A 15536-nucleotide genomic window follows, 5' to 3' on the forward strand; every position below is an offset into this window, starting at 1 on the left:
CAAAATATTATGTAATTTTGAATTCCTTACATTACCGCCTATTGCAGAACTTAATTTAAGCCTCTATTATTAGCCCATCAAGCCAACCATCAATATAAGATTGAGATTACTAAAATGAGCGAAGCACTTAAAATTCTGAACAACATCCGCACCCTTCGTGCCCAAGCTAGAGAATGTACTCTGGAAACGTTGGAAGAAATGCTGGAAAAATTAGAAGTTGTAGTTAACGAACGTCGCGAAGAAGATAATGCTGCTGCAGCAGAAATTGAAGAGCGTACTCGTAAACTGCAACAATACCGTGAAATGCTGATTGCTGACGGCATTGATCCTAATGAATTACTGAATAGCATGGCTGCTGTTAAATCTGCAGGCAAAGCAAAACGCGCTGCGCGCCCTGCTAAATATCAGTACATCGACGAAAACGGCGAAAGCAAAACCTGGACCGGCCAGGGCCGTACTCCAGCTGTAATCAAGAAAGCAATGGAAGAACAAGGTAAGAAACTGGAAGACTTCCTGATTGCCTAATTTTTGCTTTTAGTGCTGCTTATTAAATCCCGCTTCGGCGGGATTTTTATTTTCTGCGTTATGCTTTTTTAAATTCTGCCGATAAACAGTAGCCATAAAAAAAGGAAGCCAGGGCTCCCTTTTATCATTTGTGGGCTAATCACGACTTAGGTATCAGCTGACTTTATAGAACGCGTTATACCAGTCTACGAAGCGCTGTACGCCATCTTGTACTGACGTCTGTGGCTTGAAGCTGATAACGTCATACAACGCCTGTGTATCCGCGCTGGTTTCCAGTACGTCACCAGGCTGCATAGGCAGCATGTTCTTCTGCGCAACTTTGCCCAGTGAGGTCTCCAGTGCCGTAATATAGTCCATCAGCGTCACAGGATTGCTATTACCGATGTTATACACACGGTAAGGCGCTGAACTGGTTGCTGGCGTCCCTTCTTCTACTGTCCATTGTGCATCAGGTTGTGGAATGACATCCTGTAAACGCACAATCGCTTCGGCAATATCATCAATATAAGTAAAATCACGACGCATTTGTCCGTGATTGTAAACATCAATACTCTTCCCTTCGACAATCGCACGGGTAAATTTAAATAATGCCATATCCGGGCGACCCCATGGGCCATAAACGGTAAAGAAACGCAAACCGGTTGTCGGCAGACCATATAAGTGTGAGTAGGTATGTGACATCAACTCGTTAGCTTTTTTAGTCGCCGCATATAAAGAAATGGGATGGTCGACGCTGTCATCCGTTGAGAACGGAAGTTTACGATTCAGGCCATATACTGAGCTCGAAGACGCATATAACAGATGCCCTACTTTATTATGGCGGCAACCTTCAAGGACATTTAAATGCCCCACCAGGTTTGAATCCGCATAAGCCAGAGGGTTATCGATTGAATAACGAACACCTGCTTGTGCCGCAAGATGAATCACACGATCGAATTTCTCTGTAGCAAATAACTCTGCCATGGCATTACGATCGGCGAGGTCAATTTTTTCGAAACGGAATGAAGTGTGAGGCGTGAGGAGATCAAGACGAGCTTGCTTAAGATTGACGTCATAATAGTCGTTCAGGTTATCGATACCGATAACCTGGTGACCGGCGTTCAGCAGACGTTCGCTAACATGAAATCCAATAAAGCCTGCCGCGCCGGTAACCAGAAATTTCATACAACCCTCATTTATTATGCAATATTGATGGACGCTCCGCGGCCAATTGCATAATAAACAAAGCCGCGTTTGCTTAGTCTCTCAGGATCATACAGGTTACGGCCATCAAAGATAACCGGTTGTTTAAGTGATTTCTTAATTGCGTCGAAATCAGGGGCACGGAAACTTTGCCATTCGGTACAAATCACCAGAGCATCCGCATCTTGCAATGCCGCTTCTTTCGTTCCCATCAGTTTTAAATCAGAACGATGTCCGTAAATGCGCTGGGTTTCATCCATAGCTTCCGGGTCATACGCCTGCACCTGAGCACCGCGTTCCCAAAGCGCTTCCATCAGGACGCGGCTTGAGGCTTCACGCATATCATCGGTATTGGGTTTGAAAGAAAGCCCCCACAGCGCGAAGGTTTTGCCTTTCAGATCTTCACCAAAGTGACGAGATATAAACTCAGGGAGTTTTAACTTCTGGTCGTGGTTGACCTCTTCTACTGCTTGCAGAATACGTGGCGTATAGCCAATCTGCTGAGCAGTACGAATCAGTGCCTGGACATCTTTAGGGAAGCAGGAGCCGCCGTAGCCGCAGCCAGGATAGATGAAGCTGTAACCGATGCGTGAGTCAGAACCGATCCCCATACGCACTTTCTCGATATCCGCACCCAGGCGTTCTGCCAGGTTTGAGATTTCGTTCATAAAGCTGATTTTGGTCGCCAACATGCAGTTTGCGGCGTACTTGGTCAACTCGGCGCTACGAATATCCATCAGGATCATACGATCGTGATTGCGGTTGAACGGTTCGTACAGTTCACGCAGCAAATCGACCACATCGTCGTTATCAGTACCGATAACAATACGCTCAGGGCGCATGCAGTCAGAAACTGCGGCCCCTTCCTTAAGGAACTCTGGGTTGGAAACCACATCGAATGTGATATCCACACCGCGGGCTTTCAGCGTTTCTTCCATTACGCTACGCACTTTGTCTGCAGTTCCAACTGGAACAGTAGATTTATCGAGCACAACTTTATGTGAAGTCATGTGCTGCGCGATGGTACGTGCTACAGCGGTGACATATTTAAGGTCAGCAGAACCATCTTCATCCGGTGGCGTTCCGACTGCAATAAATTGCATTTCACCATGATGAACACCCATTTCAGCATCGGTGCTGAACTGCAAACGGCCTTCTTCATAGTTTTTCTTAACCAGCGGCGTTAAGCCGGGTTCAAAAATCGGGATCACGCCGTTTTTCAGATTTTCGACTTTCTTCGCATCGACATCTATGCACATAACTTCGTGACCGACTTCCGCAAGCACTGCTGCTTGTACAAGTCCAACATAGCCGATACCAAATACAGTAACTTTCATCTTTCTATCCTGCGTTGAAATGAATTACTTTTTCGCGCCAACGGTCTCTTCTAACCAGGCTTTGAAATCTGGTCCAAGAGTGTTGTGACGGATGCCGTATTCCACAAACGCCTGCATGTAGCCGAGTTTATTACCGCAGTCATGGCTCACGCCTTTCATGTGGTAGGCTTCAACAGTCTGTTTCTCCATCAGCATAGCAATGGAATCAGTCAGCTGAATTTCATCGCCAGCGCCCGGAGGAGTTTTGGACAGCAGCGGCCAAATATCTGCAGTCAGAACATAACGACCCACTACCGCAAGGTTTGAGGGTGCAACGTTCGCTTTAGGTTTTTCAACGATGCCAACCATAGGCACGCTGTCGCCTTCATTCAATTCAACGCCTTTACAGTCAACAACACCGTAAGCAGTAACATCTTCTACCGGCTCAACCATGATTTGGCTGTGGCCAGTAGCATCGAAACGTTTGATCATCTCAGCCAGGTTATCCTGGGAAAGATCTGACTCGAATTCATCGAGGATGACATCAGGCAGGATTACCGCAACTGGCTCATCGCCAACAACCGGGTGAGCACACAGCACGGCGTGGCCAAGGCCTTTTGCCAGACCCTGACGAACTTGCATAATCGTCACATGCGGAGGACAGATTGCCTGAACTTCTTCCAGCAACTGGCGCTTAACGCGTTTTTCCAGCATAGCTTCCAGTTCGAAACTGGTATCGAAGTGGTTTTCGATGGAGTTTTTCGAAGAGTGAGTTACCAGCACAATTTCAGTAATACCTGCGGCGATACATTCGTTGACCACATACTGAATTAAAGGTTTATCAACCAGAGGCAGCATTTCTTTAGGAATAGCCTTGGTAGCAGGTAACATACGCGTGCCTAATCCCGCGACAGGGATTACTGCTTTTCTTACTTTAGAATTAATGGCAGCCATTGAAAAATCTCCTGGACTGTTCAAGTTTTCACTTGCAAGTCAATTAAAAAACGCCTCGAGTATATCAGCTTAAAAATGAAATCTACGGCTGATTACCCGATGCGTTGGTAATTTAAGATAAATACGAATGCGTTAAATGCGATATTAACACCCACGCTGGCAGGGGAGAAAACCTAAATGTTTTCAATCGTCCAGATGCTCATTCTGCAGACAACATCAGACGCAATCGACCACCTGCACCCCACACCTGGCACTGCCAGGATTCGCAGCGCTGGCTGATTTGATTGAGGTAAGTATTGCCCATAGTGCCTAACGGCACACCGTTGCTGACCTGAATTTGATGTTCACCCGTATTCAACGTGGCATTGAGTCCCGCCGACACCAAAATGAGATTCTTGAGCCCGCTATGATAATAGCCCACCATCAATGGGAATTGGCCGGTCAAATTCGCCTGACGTAATAGCTGGTTCACTTGTTTAAGTAAACTCCCCAATTCTGGTAAGCGCTGGTGCTGCTGGGCAAGATGCTCTTGCAACAATCCATTAAATAACGCGCGTAATAGCAACGCCGCTAACACACCGTTATCCCCGGCACGCGTCACATCAAGGCAATAAAAAGCGAGATCGTTTTCCGATAGCGGCGCAATATCCAGAACCAGCCCTGGTTGGTTGAGCGTAATGAGTTGGCGGTAGTTGACGCGACAGCGGGATATCACTTGTTGCACCGGGGGTTGTAGTTCTTGCAGCAGTTTGGAGGCTGCCTGCGGGTCGCTCACTAGTGCGTCCCAGTCCTGAAATAACCGTTCTTCTTCTTCAACGCGAGAATTGAACATATTTGGATAGAGGCAGGCGTACACCGTTTCACGCAGGCGGTTGAGATCTTTAATCGGTTTAAGCAGAACATCCTGCACGCCAAAGCGCAACGCTTTGGCGATATCTGACATATTCTCAGTGGCAGAAATGACCAAAATCGGCGTCTGAACGCCTTCATTACGCAAATGTTCCACCAGCTTCAGTCCGTTCATGCGTGGCATAGCCAGGTCACAAATCAGCAAATCGGGCGCAAAACGGGTCATTTTTTCCAGAGCGTCCACGCCGTCAGTTGCAACCGCAATGTTCGCCCCTAAAGAAGTGAGGTAGTCCTCCAGCAAAGAGCGGAAAACGGGCTCGTCCTCGACAATGAGAATCTGTTTCCCAACGAGTGGCTGTGTCATGTGCGCTCCCCTGACTGGCGATAGATCAATAGTGGCATGGTATGACAATCACCGCCTGTCAGAATTACCTGAAGATGCGAGTTTTCATCGTACTCAATCATGGGTACGAACCAGTGGCAGTAACTCGTCCATCTTTTTCTCAACAGCCAGGCTCCCGGCGCTGATCGCCTCAGCGGCACGGTGGAAATCCAGAGTTGAAATCTGCGGACAAAAAGGTTGCAACAAGATATCCGGCGGATCACCCGCCATCCTGTTGCGTTTTAAACGGTTTTCCAGCACCTGAATCGACGTGGTCATGATTTCCATCGCCGTCGGTGTGGTCGTCGCGCGGCGGGTGGTTATTTTACCGAGCTGTTCACGCAGCCGACCGCGCCAGGTATCCGGTTGCACCTGGTTTTCAGCCATCGGCGTCGTCGTATTAACGGAGAGTAAATCTTGCTGCATCAGATGCGCATCGTGTTGCAAGTCGACGGCAATAACGATATCGGCCCCTAACGCTCGGGTCAGCGAAACCGGCACGGGATTAACCACCGCGCCATCAACCAACCAATAGCCGTTGTACCCGACAGGCGAAAGCAAGCCCGGCATGCTACAAGAAGCACGAACCGCTTGATGGAGATCGCCATCCGTGAACCACAGCTCACGCCCGGTGCTTAAATTAGTGGCAACCGAACCAAAACGCAGCGCGCAGTCTTCAATATTTTCTTCAGTGATTATTTTACGAACGTTATTGAACACCCTTTCGCCACGCAACAAACCGCCACGACGCCAGGAAAGATCCATCAGCCGCAGGACATCCCAATAGCCGAACGAGCGTACCCACCGCTCCATCATCGGCAAGCGATTACTGGCATAAGCGGCACCGACCAGCGCCCCTACAGAGCAACCTGCGACGATATCAATCTGTATGCCTGCACGTTTTAACGCATTTATAACACCAATATGCGCCCATCCTTTTGCTGCTCCCGACCCTAATGCCAGGCCGATCTTTACCTGTCTCATTCCGCCTCGGTCTATCTTCCCCGGTTTATCACCTCGTGACGAAGTCGCCACTGCTCAGTTAACATAACTACCCCGCGTATTTACGCCGACTCTTTTTTTGTAACCAAGGAGATGCTGTGTCGCAACTTTGCCCTTGTGGTAGCGGTCTGGAGTATAGCTTATGTTGCCAGCCATATATAAGCGCAGACACGCTCGCGCCAACCCCATCACAGCTTATGCGCTCACGTTATTCCGCCTATGTGATGCAGGACGCAGATTATCTGGTGGCAAGCTGGCACCCACAAACGCGCAGCCTTTCGCTGAAAAGTGATATTTCCGGAAGTTTTTCGACCACTCACTGGCGGGGTCTGACAGTCTATGAAACGGCTGCCGGACGAGATGAGAACGAAGGTTTCGTCAGTTTCGTTGCGCGGTTTGAAGAGCAAGGTGTGGAAAGTGCCATAATAGAACGTTCCCGTTTCTTAAAGGAAAACGGTCAATGGTACTATGTTGACGGAACGCGCCCACAGTTTGGACGTAATGACCCCTGCCCTTGTGGCTCTGGCAAAAAATTTAAAAAGTGTTGTGGTAGGTAACTCTCCGTGGCACAAATCAAGAAAATACACACAACAGGACTCACCCAGTGACGCAAGCATTACAACGTAAAGTACTACGCACCATCTGCCCTGATGCAAAAGGGTTAATCGCCAAGATCACCAATATTTGTTACAAGCACGAACTGAACATTGTTCAGAATAATGAATTTGTTGATCATCGTACCGGGCGCTTCTTTATGCGCACCGAGCTCGAAGGTATTTTCAATGACAACACCCTGCTTGCGGATTTAGATGGCGCATTACCTGAAGGTTCGGTGCGCGAATTGACACCTGCAGGCCGTCGTCGCATCGTGATTCTGGTGACCAAAGAAGCACACTGTCTGGGCGATCTATTGATGAAGGCCAACTATGGCGGCCTGGACGTCGAAATTGCCGCAGTTATCGGCAACCATGAGACGCTGCGCACGCTGGTTGAACGTTTTGATATTCCGTTTGAGCTGGTGAGCCACGAAGGGCTGACGCGTGAAAATCACGATAAACAGATGGCTGACGCGATTGAAGCGCATAAACCAGATTTCGTGGTACTGGCGAAATATATGCGCGTGTTAACGCCAGAATTCGTTTCACGTTTCCCGAACCAGATTATCAATATTCACCATTCGTTCCTGCCTGCATTTATCGGCGCGCGCCCTTATCATCAGGCATACGAGCGTGGCGTGAAGATCATCGGTGCTACCGCGCACTATGTGAATGACAATCTGGATGAAGGCCCGATCATCATGCAGGACGTGATTAACGTCGATCACACCTACAGCGCCGAAGATATGATGCGTGCCGGACGTGATGTTGAGAAAAATGTTCTGAGCCGTGCGCTATACCAGGTACTGGCCCAGCGCGTGTTTGTTTACGGTAATCGCACTATCATTTTGTAGCTGAGAGGAGGTGAATTGTTTAGCTTTACGACGTTACGTGTAAAAAAACGGCAAACGATTCATTTTCTTACAGTGAATGCTTTACAGCGGCGCTTCATTTGATATGATGCGCCCCGCTTCCTGACGAAGGCAGCGAGTAAGAAAGCCATACCCCTGGCGGGGTTCCCGAGCGGCCAAAGGGAGCAGACTGTAAATCTGCCGTCATCGACTTCGAAGGTTCGAATCCTTCCCCCGCCACCATCTTCAAGCATTATGCACGGCCAGTAATACCAACACCCCTGGCGGGGTTCCCGAGCGGCCAAAGGGAGCAGACTGTAAATCTGCCGTCATCGACTTCGAAGGTTCGAATCCTTCCCCCGCCACCATCTCTTTAAGTACCTTCCCAACGCATCCAAATTGTACAATCTTTCATATTCCCGTTGGGAAAGGATGAGAAGCTTCGATCAAGGTTCGATTCGAGCGTAGCGAGAAAGCGTTGCCGCAGGCAACGACCCGAAGGGCGAGACGCGTTAGCGTCGAGTCATCCTTCCCCCGCCACCATCTTCTGAAATACCTTCCCAATTTATCCAAATCGCATAATCTTTCATATTCCCGTTGGGGGAGGATGAGAAGCTTCGATCAAGGTTCGATTCGAGCGTAGCGAGAAAGCGTTGCCGTAGGCAACGACCCGAAGGGCGAGACGCGTTAGCGTCGAGTCATCCTTCCCCCGCCACCATCTTCTGAAGTACCTTCCCAATTTATCCAAACCGTACAATCTTTCATATTCCCGTTGGGGAAGAGTTTATTACGCCCTCATCCCAACCTTCTCCCCCAGGAGAAGGAGAAAACCCAAAGACGAAAACCGAACGCTCCCTCTCCTGAGGGAGAGGGCTGGGGTGAGGGCAAAAAATGCCAAATTAAAAGCAAAAAAATACCCAGCCGAAGCCGGGTATTTCATATCAAGCAATCAGAACTCAGCGACGAGCGCGAACAATCTGATATTTACGTGTCAGATACTCAACCGGCGCGCTCCAGACGTGCACCAGACGGGTAAACGGGAACAGCAGGAACAGCGTCATCCCCAACACTAAATGCACGCGGAAGATAAACGCGACGCCATCCAGATGTTCAGATGCACCACCGTGGAAGGTGACAACAGCCTGCGCCCATCCCACCAACTTCATCATCTCGCTGCCATCCATATGCTGTGCCGAGAATGGGATCGTCAGCAGACCCAGCGCACATTGAATCATCAGCAGACTGAGGATCAGAATATCCGCTGTGCTTGATGTTGCACGAATACGCGGGTTGAACAGACGGCGCTTAAGCAGCAGCAAGCCACCCACCAGCGTCATCACACCACACGCACCACCGGCTATCATCGCCATTTTCTGCTTCACATCGATTGGCAGGAATGACTCATACATCCAGTGCGGTGTGAGCATGCCAAGGAAGTGACCGGCGAAAATACCCAAAATCCCGATATGAAACAGGTTAGACGCGAGATTCATCCCTTTGCGATCGAGCATCTGGCTGGAGCCCGCTTTCCAGGTGTACTGCCCGTAGTCGTAACGCAACCAACTGCCCAGCAGGAATACCGTACCGCAGAGATACGGATAAATGTCGTAGAAGAACACATTGAGAAAATGCATGATTATTGTCCCTCGATATTCAAATACTGTGGAGCGACAGCCCCGGCAAAACGACGCTGATGGCTGCTAATTTCAGACTCACCGCATCCTGCGTCCGCTACAAATTTCACCTGTTCTTCTTCCCAAACCGCATCCAGCGCCTGCGGGGTGTCATCGCGAGCCTCACATGCAATCTGTTGGCTGACGCTTTCCACCGCCACATCGCTTTGCGAGATGCCCAACAGCACATCAAACAGCACCGCATAATCGCTTTCACGTTGCTTCAGACGCGCCGCCAGCAGTGCCAGAATTGGCGCAACATCCTGCAAACCACCGCGAGCTTCGGCTTCGTCACGCTGTGACAGATATTCCAGATACAACGGCAGATGGTCAGGCAGCTCACGGCTGCCGATTTCCATTCCGGCTTGCTGATACTGGTTCATCAAATTCACCATTGCCTGCCCACGGTCACGGGATTCACCGTGAACATGTTCAAACAGCAGCAAAGAGGTGGCACGTCCACGGTCGAACAACTCGCTATAGCTGGCCTGCGCATCCAACAAATCACGGCGACATAACGAAGTGATAAAGTCGTTCAGCTGCGCCGCCTGTTGTAAGTTCAGTGCGTTACCTTCGACTAATGCATCGCGAAGCTCCTGCTGATGCTGCCATAAGGCAGCATCCGGATACTCGAGCAAACGGGAAATCACCAGAAGTTCAATCATGGTTTTGGCTCCGTTTTGCTGGTCACATCAATCGCGTCAATACGTTTGCTATTGAACAGGTTGAATTTGCTGTCTGAACCGTGGCAACCATCACCAAAGCTGAAACCGCAGCCTTTGCTTTCAGGGAAGGCATCCGCCGCCAGTTCACGATGGCTGGATGGCACCACGAAACGATCTTCATAGTTGGCAATCGCCAGGTAACGATACATTTCCTGCGCCTGCGCTTCGGTCAGGCCTACTTCTTCCAACGCACGCGTGTCGTTCACGCCTTCGACGGTTTCAGCACGTTTGTAATGGCGCATGGCCATCATGCGTTTCAGGGCGCGCAGAACCGGTGCGGTATCCCCTGCAGTCAGCAAATTCGCCAGGTATTCCACCGGAATACGCAGGCTTTCCACGTCAGGCAAAATACCGGTGTGCGGCAGTTCACCCGCGTCAGCCGCTGACTGAATTGGCGACAACGGCGGCACATACCAAACCATCGGCAAGGTACGATATTCAGGGTGCAACGGCAGCGCCAGCTTCCAGTCCACCGCCATTTTGTAAACAGGTGACTGCTGTGCCGCATCGATAACACTCTGCGGTACGCCATCTTTCAGTGCCTGTTCAATAACCGTCGGGTCATTCGGGTCGAGGAAAATACTCAGCTGACGCTCGTAGAGATCTTTTTCATGCTCGGTGCTTGCTGCCTGCTCGATAGCATCCGCGTCATACAACAACACGCCGAGGTAACGAATACGGCCAACGCAGGTTTCGGAACAGACTGTCGGCATCCCCGCTTCAATGCGTGGATAACAGAAAATGCACTTCTCGGATTTGCCGCTTTTCCAGTTGAAGTAGATTTTTTTGTATGGACAACCGGTGATACACATACGCCAGCCGCGGCATTTGTCCTGGTCAATCAGCACAATGCCGTCTTCTTCACGCTTATAGATAGCGCCGCTCGGGCAGGTCGCCGCACACGCCGGGTTCAGGCAGTGTTCGCACAAGCGTGGCAGATAAGCCATAAAGGTGTTTTCGAACTGGCCGTACATCGCCTTCTGCATATTCTGGAAGTTCTGATCTTTGGCGCGTTTATCAAATTCGCCACCAAGGATCTCCTCCCAGTTTGGGCCCGCTTCGATTTTGTTCATCCGCTGGCCGGTGATCAGCGAACGCGGACGCGCAATCGGCTGATGCTTACCTTCCGGCGCGTTATGCAGATGCTGATAGTCGTAATCAAACGGTTCGTAGTAATCGTCAATCCCCGGCAGATGCGGGTTGGCAAAGATTTTACCCAGCAGCATTGCGCGGTTGCCCATGCGCGGTTGCAACTTACCGTTAATTTTACGGATCCAACCGCCCTTCCATTTCTCCTGGTTTTCCCAGTCGTTCGGATAACCGATACCCGGTTTGGTTTCGACGTTGTTAAACCACGCGTACTCCATCCCTTCGCGGCTGGTCCAGACGTTTTTACAGGTCACAGAACAGGTGTGACAGCCGATGCATTTATCAAGATTCAACACCATGCCGACTTGTGAACGAATTTTCATTTTACGCTCTCCTGTTTCTGGTCATTGCCTTCACCGTCCAACCAGTTAATGTCTTTCATCTTACGTACCACCACGAACTCATCACGGTTTGAACCGACGGTGCCGTAGTAGTTAAAGCCGTATGCCAGCTGTGCGTAACCGCCAATCATATGCGTCGGTTTCGGGCTAATTCGGGTGACCGAGTTATGAATACCGCCACGCTGACCGGTGATTTCGGAACCCGGCAGATTCACGATACGTTCCTGCGCGTGGTACATCATCGTCATGCCTTCTGGCACACGTTGACTCACTACCGCACGCGCCGTTAGCGCACCGTTTTTGTTGAACACTTCAATCCAGTCGTTGTCCTCGATGCCTAAATCTTTGGCGTCGATTTCGCTCATCCACACAATCGGCCCACCGCGTGACAGCGTCAGCATCAGCAGGTTGTCGCTGTAAGTAGAGTGAATGCCCCATTTCTGGTGTGGCGTCAGGAAGTTCAACGCTTTCTCTGGGTTACCGTTGGATTTTTTACCCATCACACCTTTTACCGAACGGGTATCAATCGGCGGACGGTACACCAGCAGGCTTTCGCCAAAATCACGCATCCACTGGTGATCCTGATACAGCTGCTGGCGACCAGACAGCGTACGCCATGGGATCAGCTCGTGAACGTTGGTATAACCGGCGCTGTAGGAAACGTGCTCATCTTCAAGGCCAGACCAGGTCGGGCTGGAGATGATTTTGCGCGGCTGTGCCTGAATATCGCGGAAGCGAATTTTCTCGTCTTCTTTGTTGAGCGCCAGGTGCGTGTGGTCACGACCGGTAAATTCGCTCAGCGCAGCCCAGGCTTTGACGGCCACCTGGCCGTTAGTTTCAGGTGCCAGAGTCAGGATCATTTCTGCGGCATCGATCGCCGAGTTGATCATCGGCTGACCTTTGGCCGGGCCTTCGGTTTTGGTGTAGTTGAGCTTTCGCAGCAGATCCATTTCGCTCTGCGTATTCCACGCAATACCTTTACCGCCGTTACCGATGGTTTCCATCAGCGGGCCGATAGAGGTGAAACGCTCGTACGTTGCCGGATAATCGCGCTCAACGGTGATCAGGTGCGGAGCGGTTTGACCTGGGATCAAGTCGCATTCACCTTTTTTCCAGTCCATCACGCCAAACGGCTGCGCCAGTTCGGCAGCTGAGTCGTGCTGGATTGGCAATGTCACCACATCGGTCTCTTTACCTAAGTGACCGACGCAGACTTCGGAGAATTTCTTCGCGATACCTTTGTAGATTTCCCAGTCGCTTTTCGATTCCCAGGCTGGGTCAACGGCGGCAGAAAGCGGGTGAATAAACGGATGCATATCCGAAGTATTCATATCGTCTTTCTCATACCAGGTCGCAGTTGGCAGCACGATATCGGAATACAGACAGGTACTCGACAGACGGAAGTCCAGTGTCACCACCAGATCCAGTTTGCCGTCCAGACCGTTATCGACCCACTCGACTTCTTCCGGCATCACGCCGCCTTCTTTGCCCAGATCTTTACCCTGGATACCGTTCTCGGTACCGAGCAAATACTTGAGCATATACTCGTGGCCCTTACCGGATGAACCCAGTAAGTTGGAGCGCCAGACAAACAGGTTACGCGGATGGTTATTGCCCGCATCAGGCTGCTCTGCCGCAAAGCGAATATCGCCGCTTTTCAGCTGCTGCACGGTGAACTCAGCCGGAGTCATACCCGCCGCTTTCGCCTGCGCTGCAATGGTCAACGGGTTTGTGTTGAGCTGTGGAGCCGACGGCAGCCAGCCCATACGCTCTGCGCGCACGTTGAAGTCAATTAAATGGCCGCTGTAGCGAGATTTATCCGCCAGCGGGGAAAGCAGTTCTTCAGCGGTCAGCGACTCATAACGCCATTGGCTTGAGTGGTTGTAGAAGAACGAGGTGCTGTTCATATGGCGCGGTGGGCGCTGCCAGTCCAGCGCGAACGCCAGTGGAGTCCAGCCGGTTTGCGGACGCAGTTTTTCCTGGCCCACATAGTGCGCCCAACCGCCGCCGCTCTGCCCTACGCAACCGCAGAAGATCAACATGTTGATCAAGCCACGGTAGTTCATGTCCATGTGGAACCAGTGGTTCATACCCGCACCGACGATGATCATCGAGCGGCCATGGGTTTTGTCGGCGTTGTCAGCAAACTCGCGCGCAATGCGGATGATGTTCTGGCGAGAAACACCGGTGATTTGCTCGGCCCACGCTGGGGTATACGCTTTCACGTCGTCATAGCTGGACGCGCAGTTTTCATCATCCAGGCCGCGATCAAGACCGTAGTTAGCCAGCGTCAGGTCGTAAACAGTGGTTACCAACGCAGTAGAACCATCAGCCAGTTGAATACGTTTCACTGGCAGTTTGTGCATCAACACATTATCAAGTTTAACGTTGCTGAAGTGCTCGGTGCTTTCGCCGCCAAAGTATGGGAAACCGACGTCTGCCACTTCGTCATGGCTGCCCAGCAAGCTCAGGCGCAGCTCGGCTTCGTCGCCGCTGGTGCCATCACGCTGTTCCAGGTTCCACTTGCCTTTTTCACCCCAGCGATAACCGATAGAACCGTTTGGTGCCAGCAGTTCGTCACTCCGGTTGTCCAGTGCCACCGTTTTCCACTGCGGATTGTTTTCCTGGCCCAGACCATCAACCAGGTCAGAAGCACGCAGCATACGGCCCGCCGCGTAGAAACCCTCACGCTCTTCGAGCATCACCAGCATCGGCATGTCGGTGTAACGGCGCACATAATCGGTGAAGTACTGGCTTGGGTTGTCGAGGTGGAACTCGCGCAACATAACATGGCCCATGGCCAGCGCCATTGCCGCATCGGTGCCTTGTTTTGGCGCTAACCACTGGTCGCACAATTTGGCGATTTCAGCGTAGTCCGGCGTGACCGCAACAGTTTTCGTCCCTTTGTAGCGAACTTCAGTGAAGAAGTGAGCATCAGGCGTACGCGTCTGTGGAACGTTAGAACCCCAGGCGATGATGTAGCTGGAGTTATACCAGTCGGCGGATTCCGGAACGTCCGTTTGCTCGCCCCACGTCATCGGTGACGCTGGCGGTAAGTCGCAATACCAGTCGTAGAAGCTCAGACAGGTGCCGCCAATCAGGGACAGATAGCGTGCGCCAGAAGCGTAAGAGACCATCGACATTGCCGGGATCGGCGAGAAACCGGCGATGCGGTCCGGGCCGAAGGTTTTTGCGGTAAAGACGTTGGCTGCCGCAATCAGTTCATTCACTTCCTGCCAGCTTGAGCGCACAAAACCACCGCGACCACGAGCTTGTTTATAGCTTTTTGCTTTTTCGGGATCGTTGATGATGGAGGCCCAGGCATTCACCGGGTCGTTATGTTGGGTTTTGGCTTCGCGCCACAGTTTGATCAGACGCTTGCGCATCAATGGGTATTTTAAGCGGTTAGCACTGTAGAGATACCAGGAGTAGCTCGCACCACGTGGGCAGCCGCGCGGCTCGTGGTTTGGCATATCAGGACGGGTGCGTGGGTAATCGGTTTGTTGAGTTTCCCATGTCACCAGGCCGCTTTTGACGTAGATCTTCCAGCTACAGGAGCCCGTGCAGTTTACACCATGAGTGGAACGTACCACTTTGTCGTGCTGCCACCGCTGACGATAACCTTCTTCCCAATCACGATTGGTATCGAGCAGTTGGCCATGTCCATCGGCAAAAGTTTCGCCCTTCTGTTTGAAGTAACGAAACCGGTCAAGAAATTTGCTCATCGGGGTTCTCCTGATGTGGAGCCTGGAGGCTCTATCTTATGAATACGACATTGCTGACAATGACGGCACGGTAACCCGCGTAAATGAAGGGATAATTGATGCCGATCAACTGGGAGGGATGCTGCTATATAGAGGAAAAGTTGATCTACCACCTAAGTGGCAATAACAAAATCACTCTTAAGATATTGAAATAATGAAATTTATGTTCATCACCACAACAGGTAAGGAGTAGAAATTCACGAAGCTGGGTATTAAGGGGTAAGTCA

Annotated in this window: 12 protein-coding genes, 2 tRNA genes and 2 other RNA genes; 7 read left to right on the plus strand and 9 right to left on the minus strand. The window is 51.0% G+C overall.

Going from position 1 to position 15536, the window contains the following annotated elements; translation table 11 throughout:
- Nucleotides 1-114 precede the first annotated feature (114 nt).
- Nucleotides 115-525, plus strand: coding sequence for a histone-like nucleoid-structuring protein H-NS (gene hns / locus OH773_RS12125; protein ID WP_034494985.1), 411 nt, complete (start codon nucleotides 115-117; stop codon nucleotides 523-525).
- 153 nt (nucleotides 526-678) lie between these two features.
- Here hns and OH773_RS12130 read toward each other — a convergent pair whose 3' ends face one another.
- From OH773_RS12130 to rssA, 5 genes are all read right to left on the minus strand, one after another.
- Nucleotides 679-1689, minus strand: coding sequence for an NAD-dependent epimerase (locus OH773_RS12130; RefSeq protein ID WP_270138982.1), 1011 nt, complete (start codon nucleotides 1687-1689; stop codon nucleotides 679-681).
- Between the two features lie 14 nt (nucleotides 1690-1703).
- Nucleotides 1704-3044 (minus strand): UDP-glucose dehydrogenase family protein, encoded by a 1341-nt coding sequence (locus OH773_RS12135; RefSeq protein ID WP_183271658.1) that lies wholly within the window; start codon nucleotides 3042-3044, stop codon nucleotides 1704-1706.
- Nucleotides 3045-3068: 24 nt separating this feature from the next.
- Nucleotides 3069-3977 (minus strand): UTP--glucose-1-phosphate uridylyltransferase GalU, encoded by a 909-nt coding sequence (galU, locus tag OH773_RS12140; protein ID WP_183271659.1) that lies wholly within the window; start codon nucleotides 3975-3977, stop codon nucleotides 3069-3071.
- Nucleotides 3978-4176: 199 nt separating this feature from the next.
- Nucleotides 4177-5190: a two-component system response regulator RssB gene (gene rssB, locus OH773_RS12145; RefSeq protein ID WP_270138985.1), complete on the minus strand. Its 1014-nt coding sequence runs from the start codon at nucleotides 5188-5190 to the stop codon at nucleotides 4177-4179.
- A 93-nt stretch (nucleotides 5191-5283) separates the two neighbouring features.
- Nucleotides 5284-6192: a patatin-like phospholipase RssA gene (rssA, locus tag OH773_RS12150; protein WP_270138987.1), complete on the minus strand. Its 909-nt coding sequence runs from the start codon at nucleotides 6190-6192 to the stop codon at nucleotides 5284-5286.
- 116 nt (nucleotides 6193-6308) lie between these two features.
- On the opposite strand from rssA, the gene OH773_RS12155 reads away from it, so the two are divergent.
- The 6 genes from OH773_RS12155 (at nucleotide 6309) to OH773_RS12180 (ending at nucleotide 8375) form a co-directional block, all read left to right on the plus strand.
- A complete protein-coding gene (locus OH773_RS12155) occupies nucleotides 6309-6767 on the plus strand; it encodes a YchJ family protein (protein ID WP_270138988.1) in 459 nt (152 codons plus the stop codon).
- A gap of 47 nt (nucleotides 6768-6814) precedes the next feature.
- A complete protein-coding gene (purU, locus tag OH773_RS12160) occupies nucleotides 6815-7660 on the plus strand; it encodes a formyltetrahydrofolate deformylase (RefSeq protein WP_270138990.1) in 846 nt (281 codons plus the stop codon).
- Between the two features lie 155 nt (nucleotides 7661-7815).
- Nucleotides 7816-7900, plus strand: a tRNA-Tyr gene (locus OH773_RS12165).
- Between the two features lie 40 nt (nucleotides 7901-7940).
- Nucleotides 7941-8025: transfer RNA gene (locus OH773_RS12170), tRNA-Tyr, on the plus strand.
- A 43-nt stretch (nucleotides 8026-8068) separates the two neighbouring features.
- A non-coding RNA gene (locus OH773_RS12175) (RtT sRNA) lies at nucleotides 8069-8200 on the plus strand.
- A 43-nt stretch (nucleotides 8201-8243) separates the two neighbouring features.
- Nucleotides 8244-8375: non-coding RNA, RtT sRNA (locus tag OH773_RS12180), on the plus strand.
- A 238-nt stretch (nucleotides 8376-8613) separates the two neighbouring features.
- Here OH773_RS12180 and narI read toward each other — a convergent pair.
- The 4 genes from narI to OH773_RS12200 are packed head-to-tail and all read right to left on the minus strand — an operon-like array spanning nucleotide 8614 to nucleotide 15270.
- Complete coding sequence (narI, locus tag OH773_RS12185) at nucleotides 8614-9291, minus strand: respiratory nitrate reductase subunit gamma (protein ID WP_270138992.1); 678 nt, start codon at nucleotides 9289-9291, stop codon at nucleotides 8614-8616.
- Between the two features lie 2 nt (nucleotides 9292-9293).
- Nucleotides 9294-9995, minus strand: coding sequence for a nitrate reductase molybdenum cofactor assembly chaperone (gene narJ, locus OH773_RS12190; RefSeq protein ID WP_270138993.1), 702 nt, complete (start codon nucleotides 9993-9995; stop codon nucleotides 9294-9296).
- Nucleotides 9992-11527 carry a nitrate reductase subunit beta gene (gene narH / locus OH773_RS12195; RefSeq protein WP_270138994.1) on the minus strand — a complete coding sequence of 512 codons (1536 nt, stop codon included), beginning with the start codon at nucleotides 11525-11527 and terminating at the stop codon, nucleotides 9992-9994. Before narH ends, narJ begins: the two co-directional genes overlap by 4 nt.
- Nucleotides 11524-15270, minus strand: a complete 3747-nt coding sequence (locus OH773_RS12200; protein WP_270139000.1) for a nitrate reductase subunit alpha — start codon at nucleotides 15268-15270, stop codon at nucleotides 11524-11526. The genes narH and OH773_RS12200 overlap by 4 nt, the downstream gene beginning before the upstream one ends.
- Nucleotides 15271-15536: the final 266 nt, after the last annotated feature.

Origin of the sequence: Buttiauxella sp. WJP83, from assembly GCF_027594725.1 — a bacterium.
GTDB lineage: Bacteria > Pseudomonadota > Gammaproteobacteria > Enterobacterales > Enterobacteriaceae > Buttiauxella > Buttiauxella selenatireducens.

Coding starts and splice junctions, on each gene's coding strand:
- narH (WP_270138994.1), bottom strand. CDS start 11,527: ATGAAAATTCGTTCACAAGTCGGCATGGTGTTGAATCTTGATAAATGC.
- rssA (WP_270138987.1), bottom strand. CDS start 6,192: ATGAGACAGGTAAAGATCGGCCTGGCATTAGGGTCGGGAGCAGCAAAA.
- narI (WP_270138992.1), bottom strand. CDS start 9,291: ATGCATTTTCTCAATGTGTTCTTCTACGACATTTATCCGTATCTCTGC.
- OH773_RS12130 (WP_270138982.1), bottom strand. CDS start 1,689: ATGAAATTTCTGGTTACCGGCGCGGCAGGCTTTATTGGATTTCATGTT.
- galU (WP_183271659.1), bottom strand. CDS start 3,977: ATGGCTGCCATTAATTCTAAAGTAAGAAAAGCAGTAATCCCTGTCGCG.
- narJ (WP_270138993.1), bottom strand. CDS start 9,995: ATGATTGAACTTCTGGTGATTTCCCGTTTGCTCGAGTATCCGGATGCT.
- OH773_RS12135 (WP_183271658.1), bottom strand. CDS start 3,044: ATGAAAGTTACTGTATTTGGTATCGGCTATGTTGGACTTGTACAAGCA.
- OH773_RS12200 (WP_270139000.1), bottom strand. CDS start 15,270: ATGAGCAAATTTCTTGACCGGTTTCGTTACTTCAAACAGAAGGGCGAA.
- rssB (WP_270138985.1), bottom strand. CDS start 5,190: ATGACACAGCCACTCGTTGGGAAACAGATTCTCATTGTCGAGGACGAG.
- hns (WP_034494985.1), top strand. CDS start 115: ATGAGCGAAGCACTTAAAATTCTGAACAACATCCGCACCCTTCGTGCC.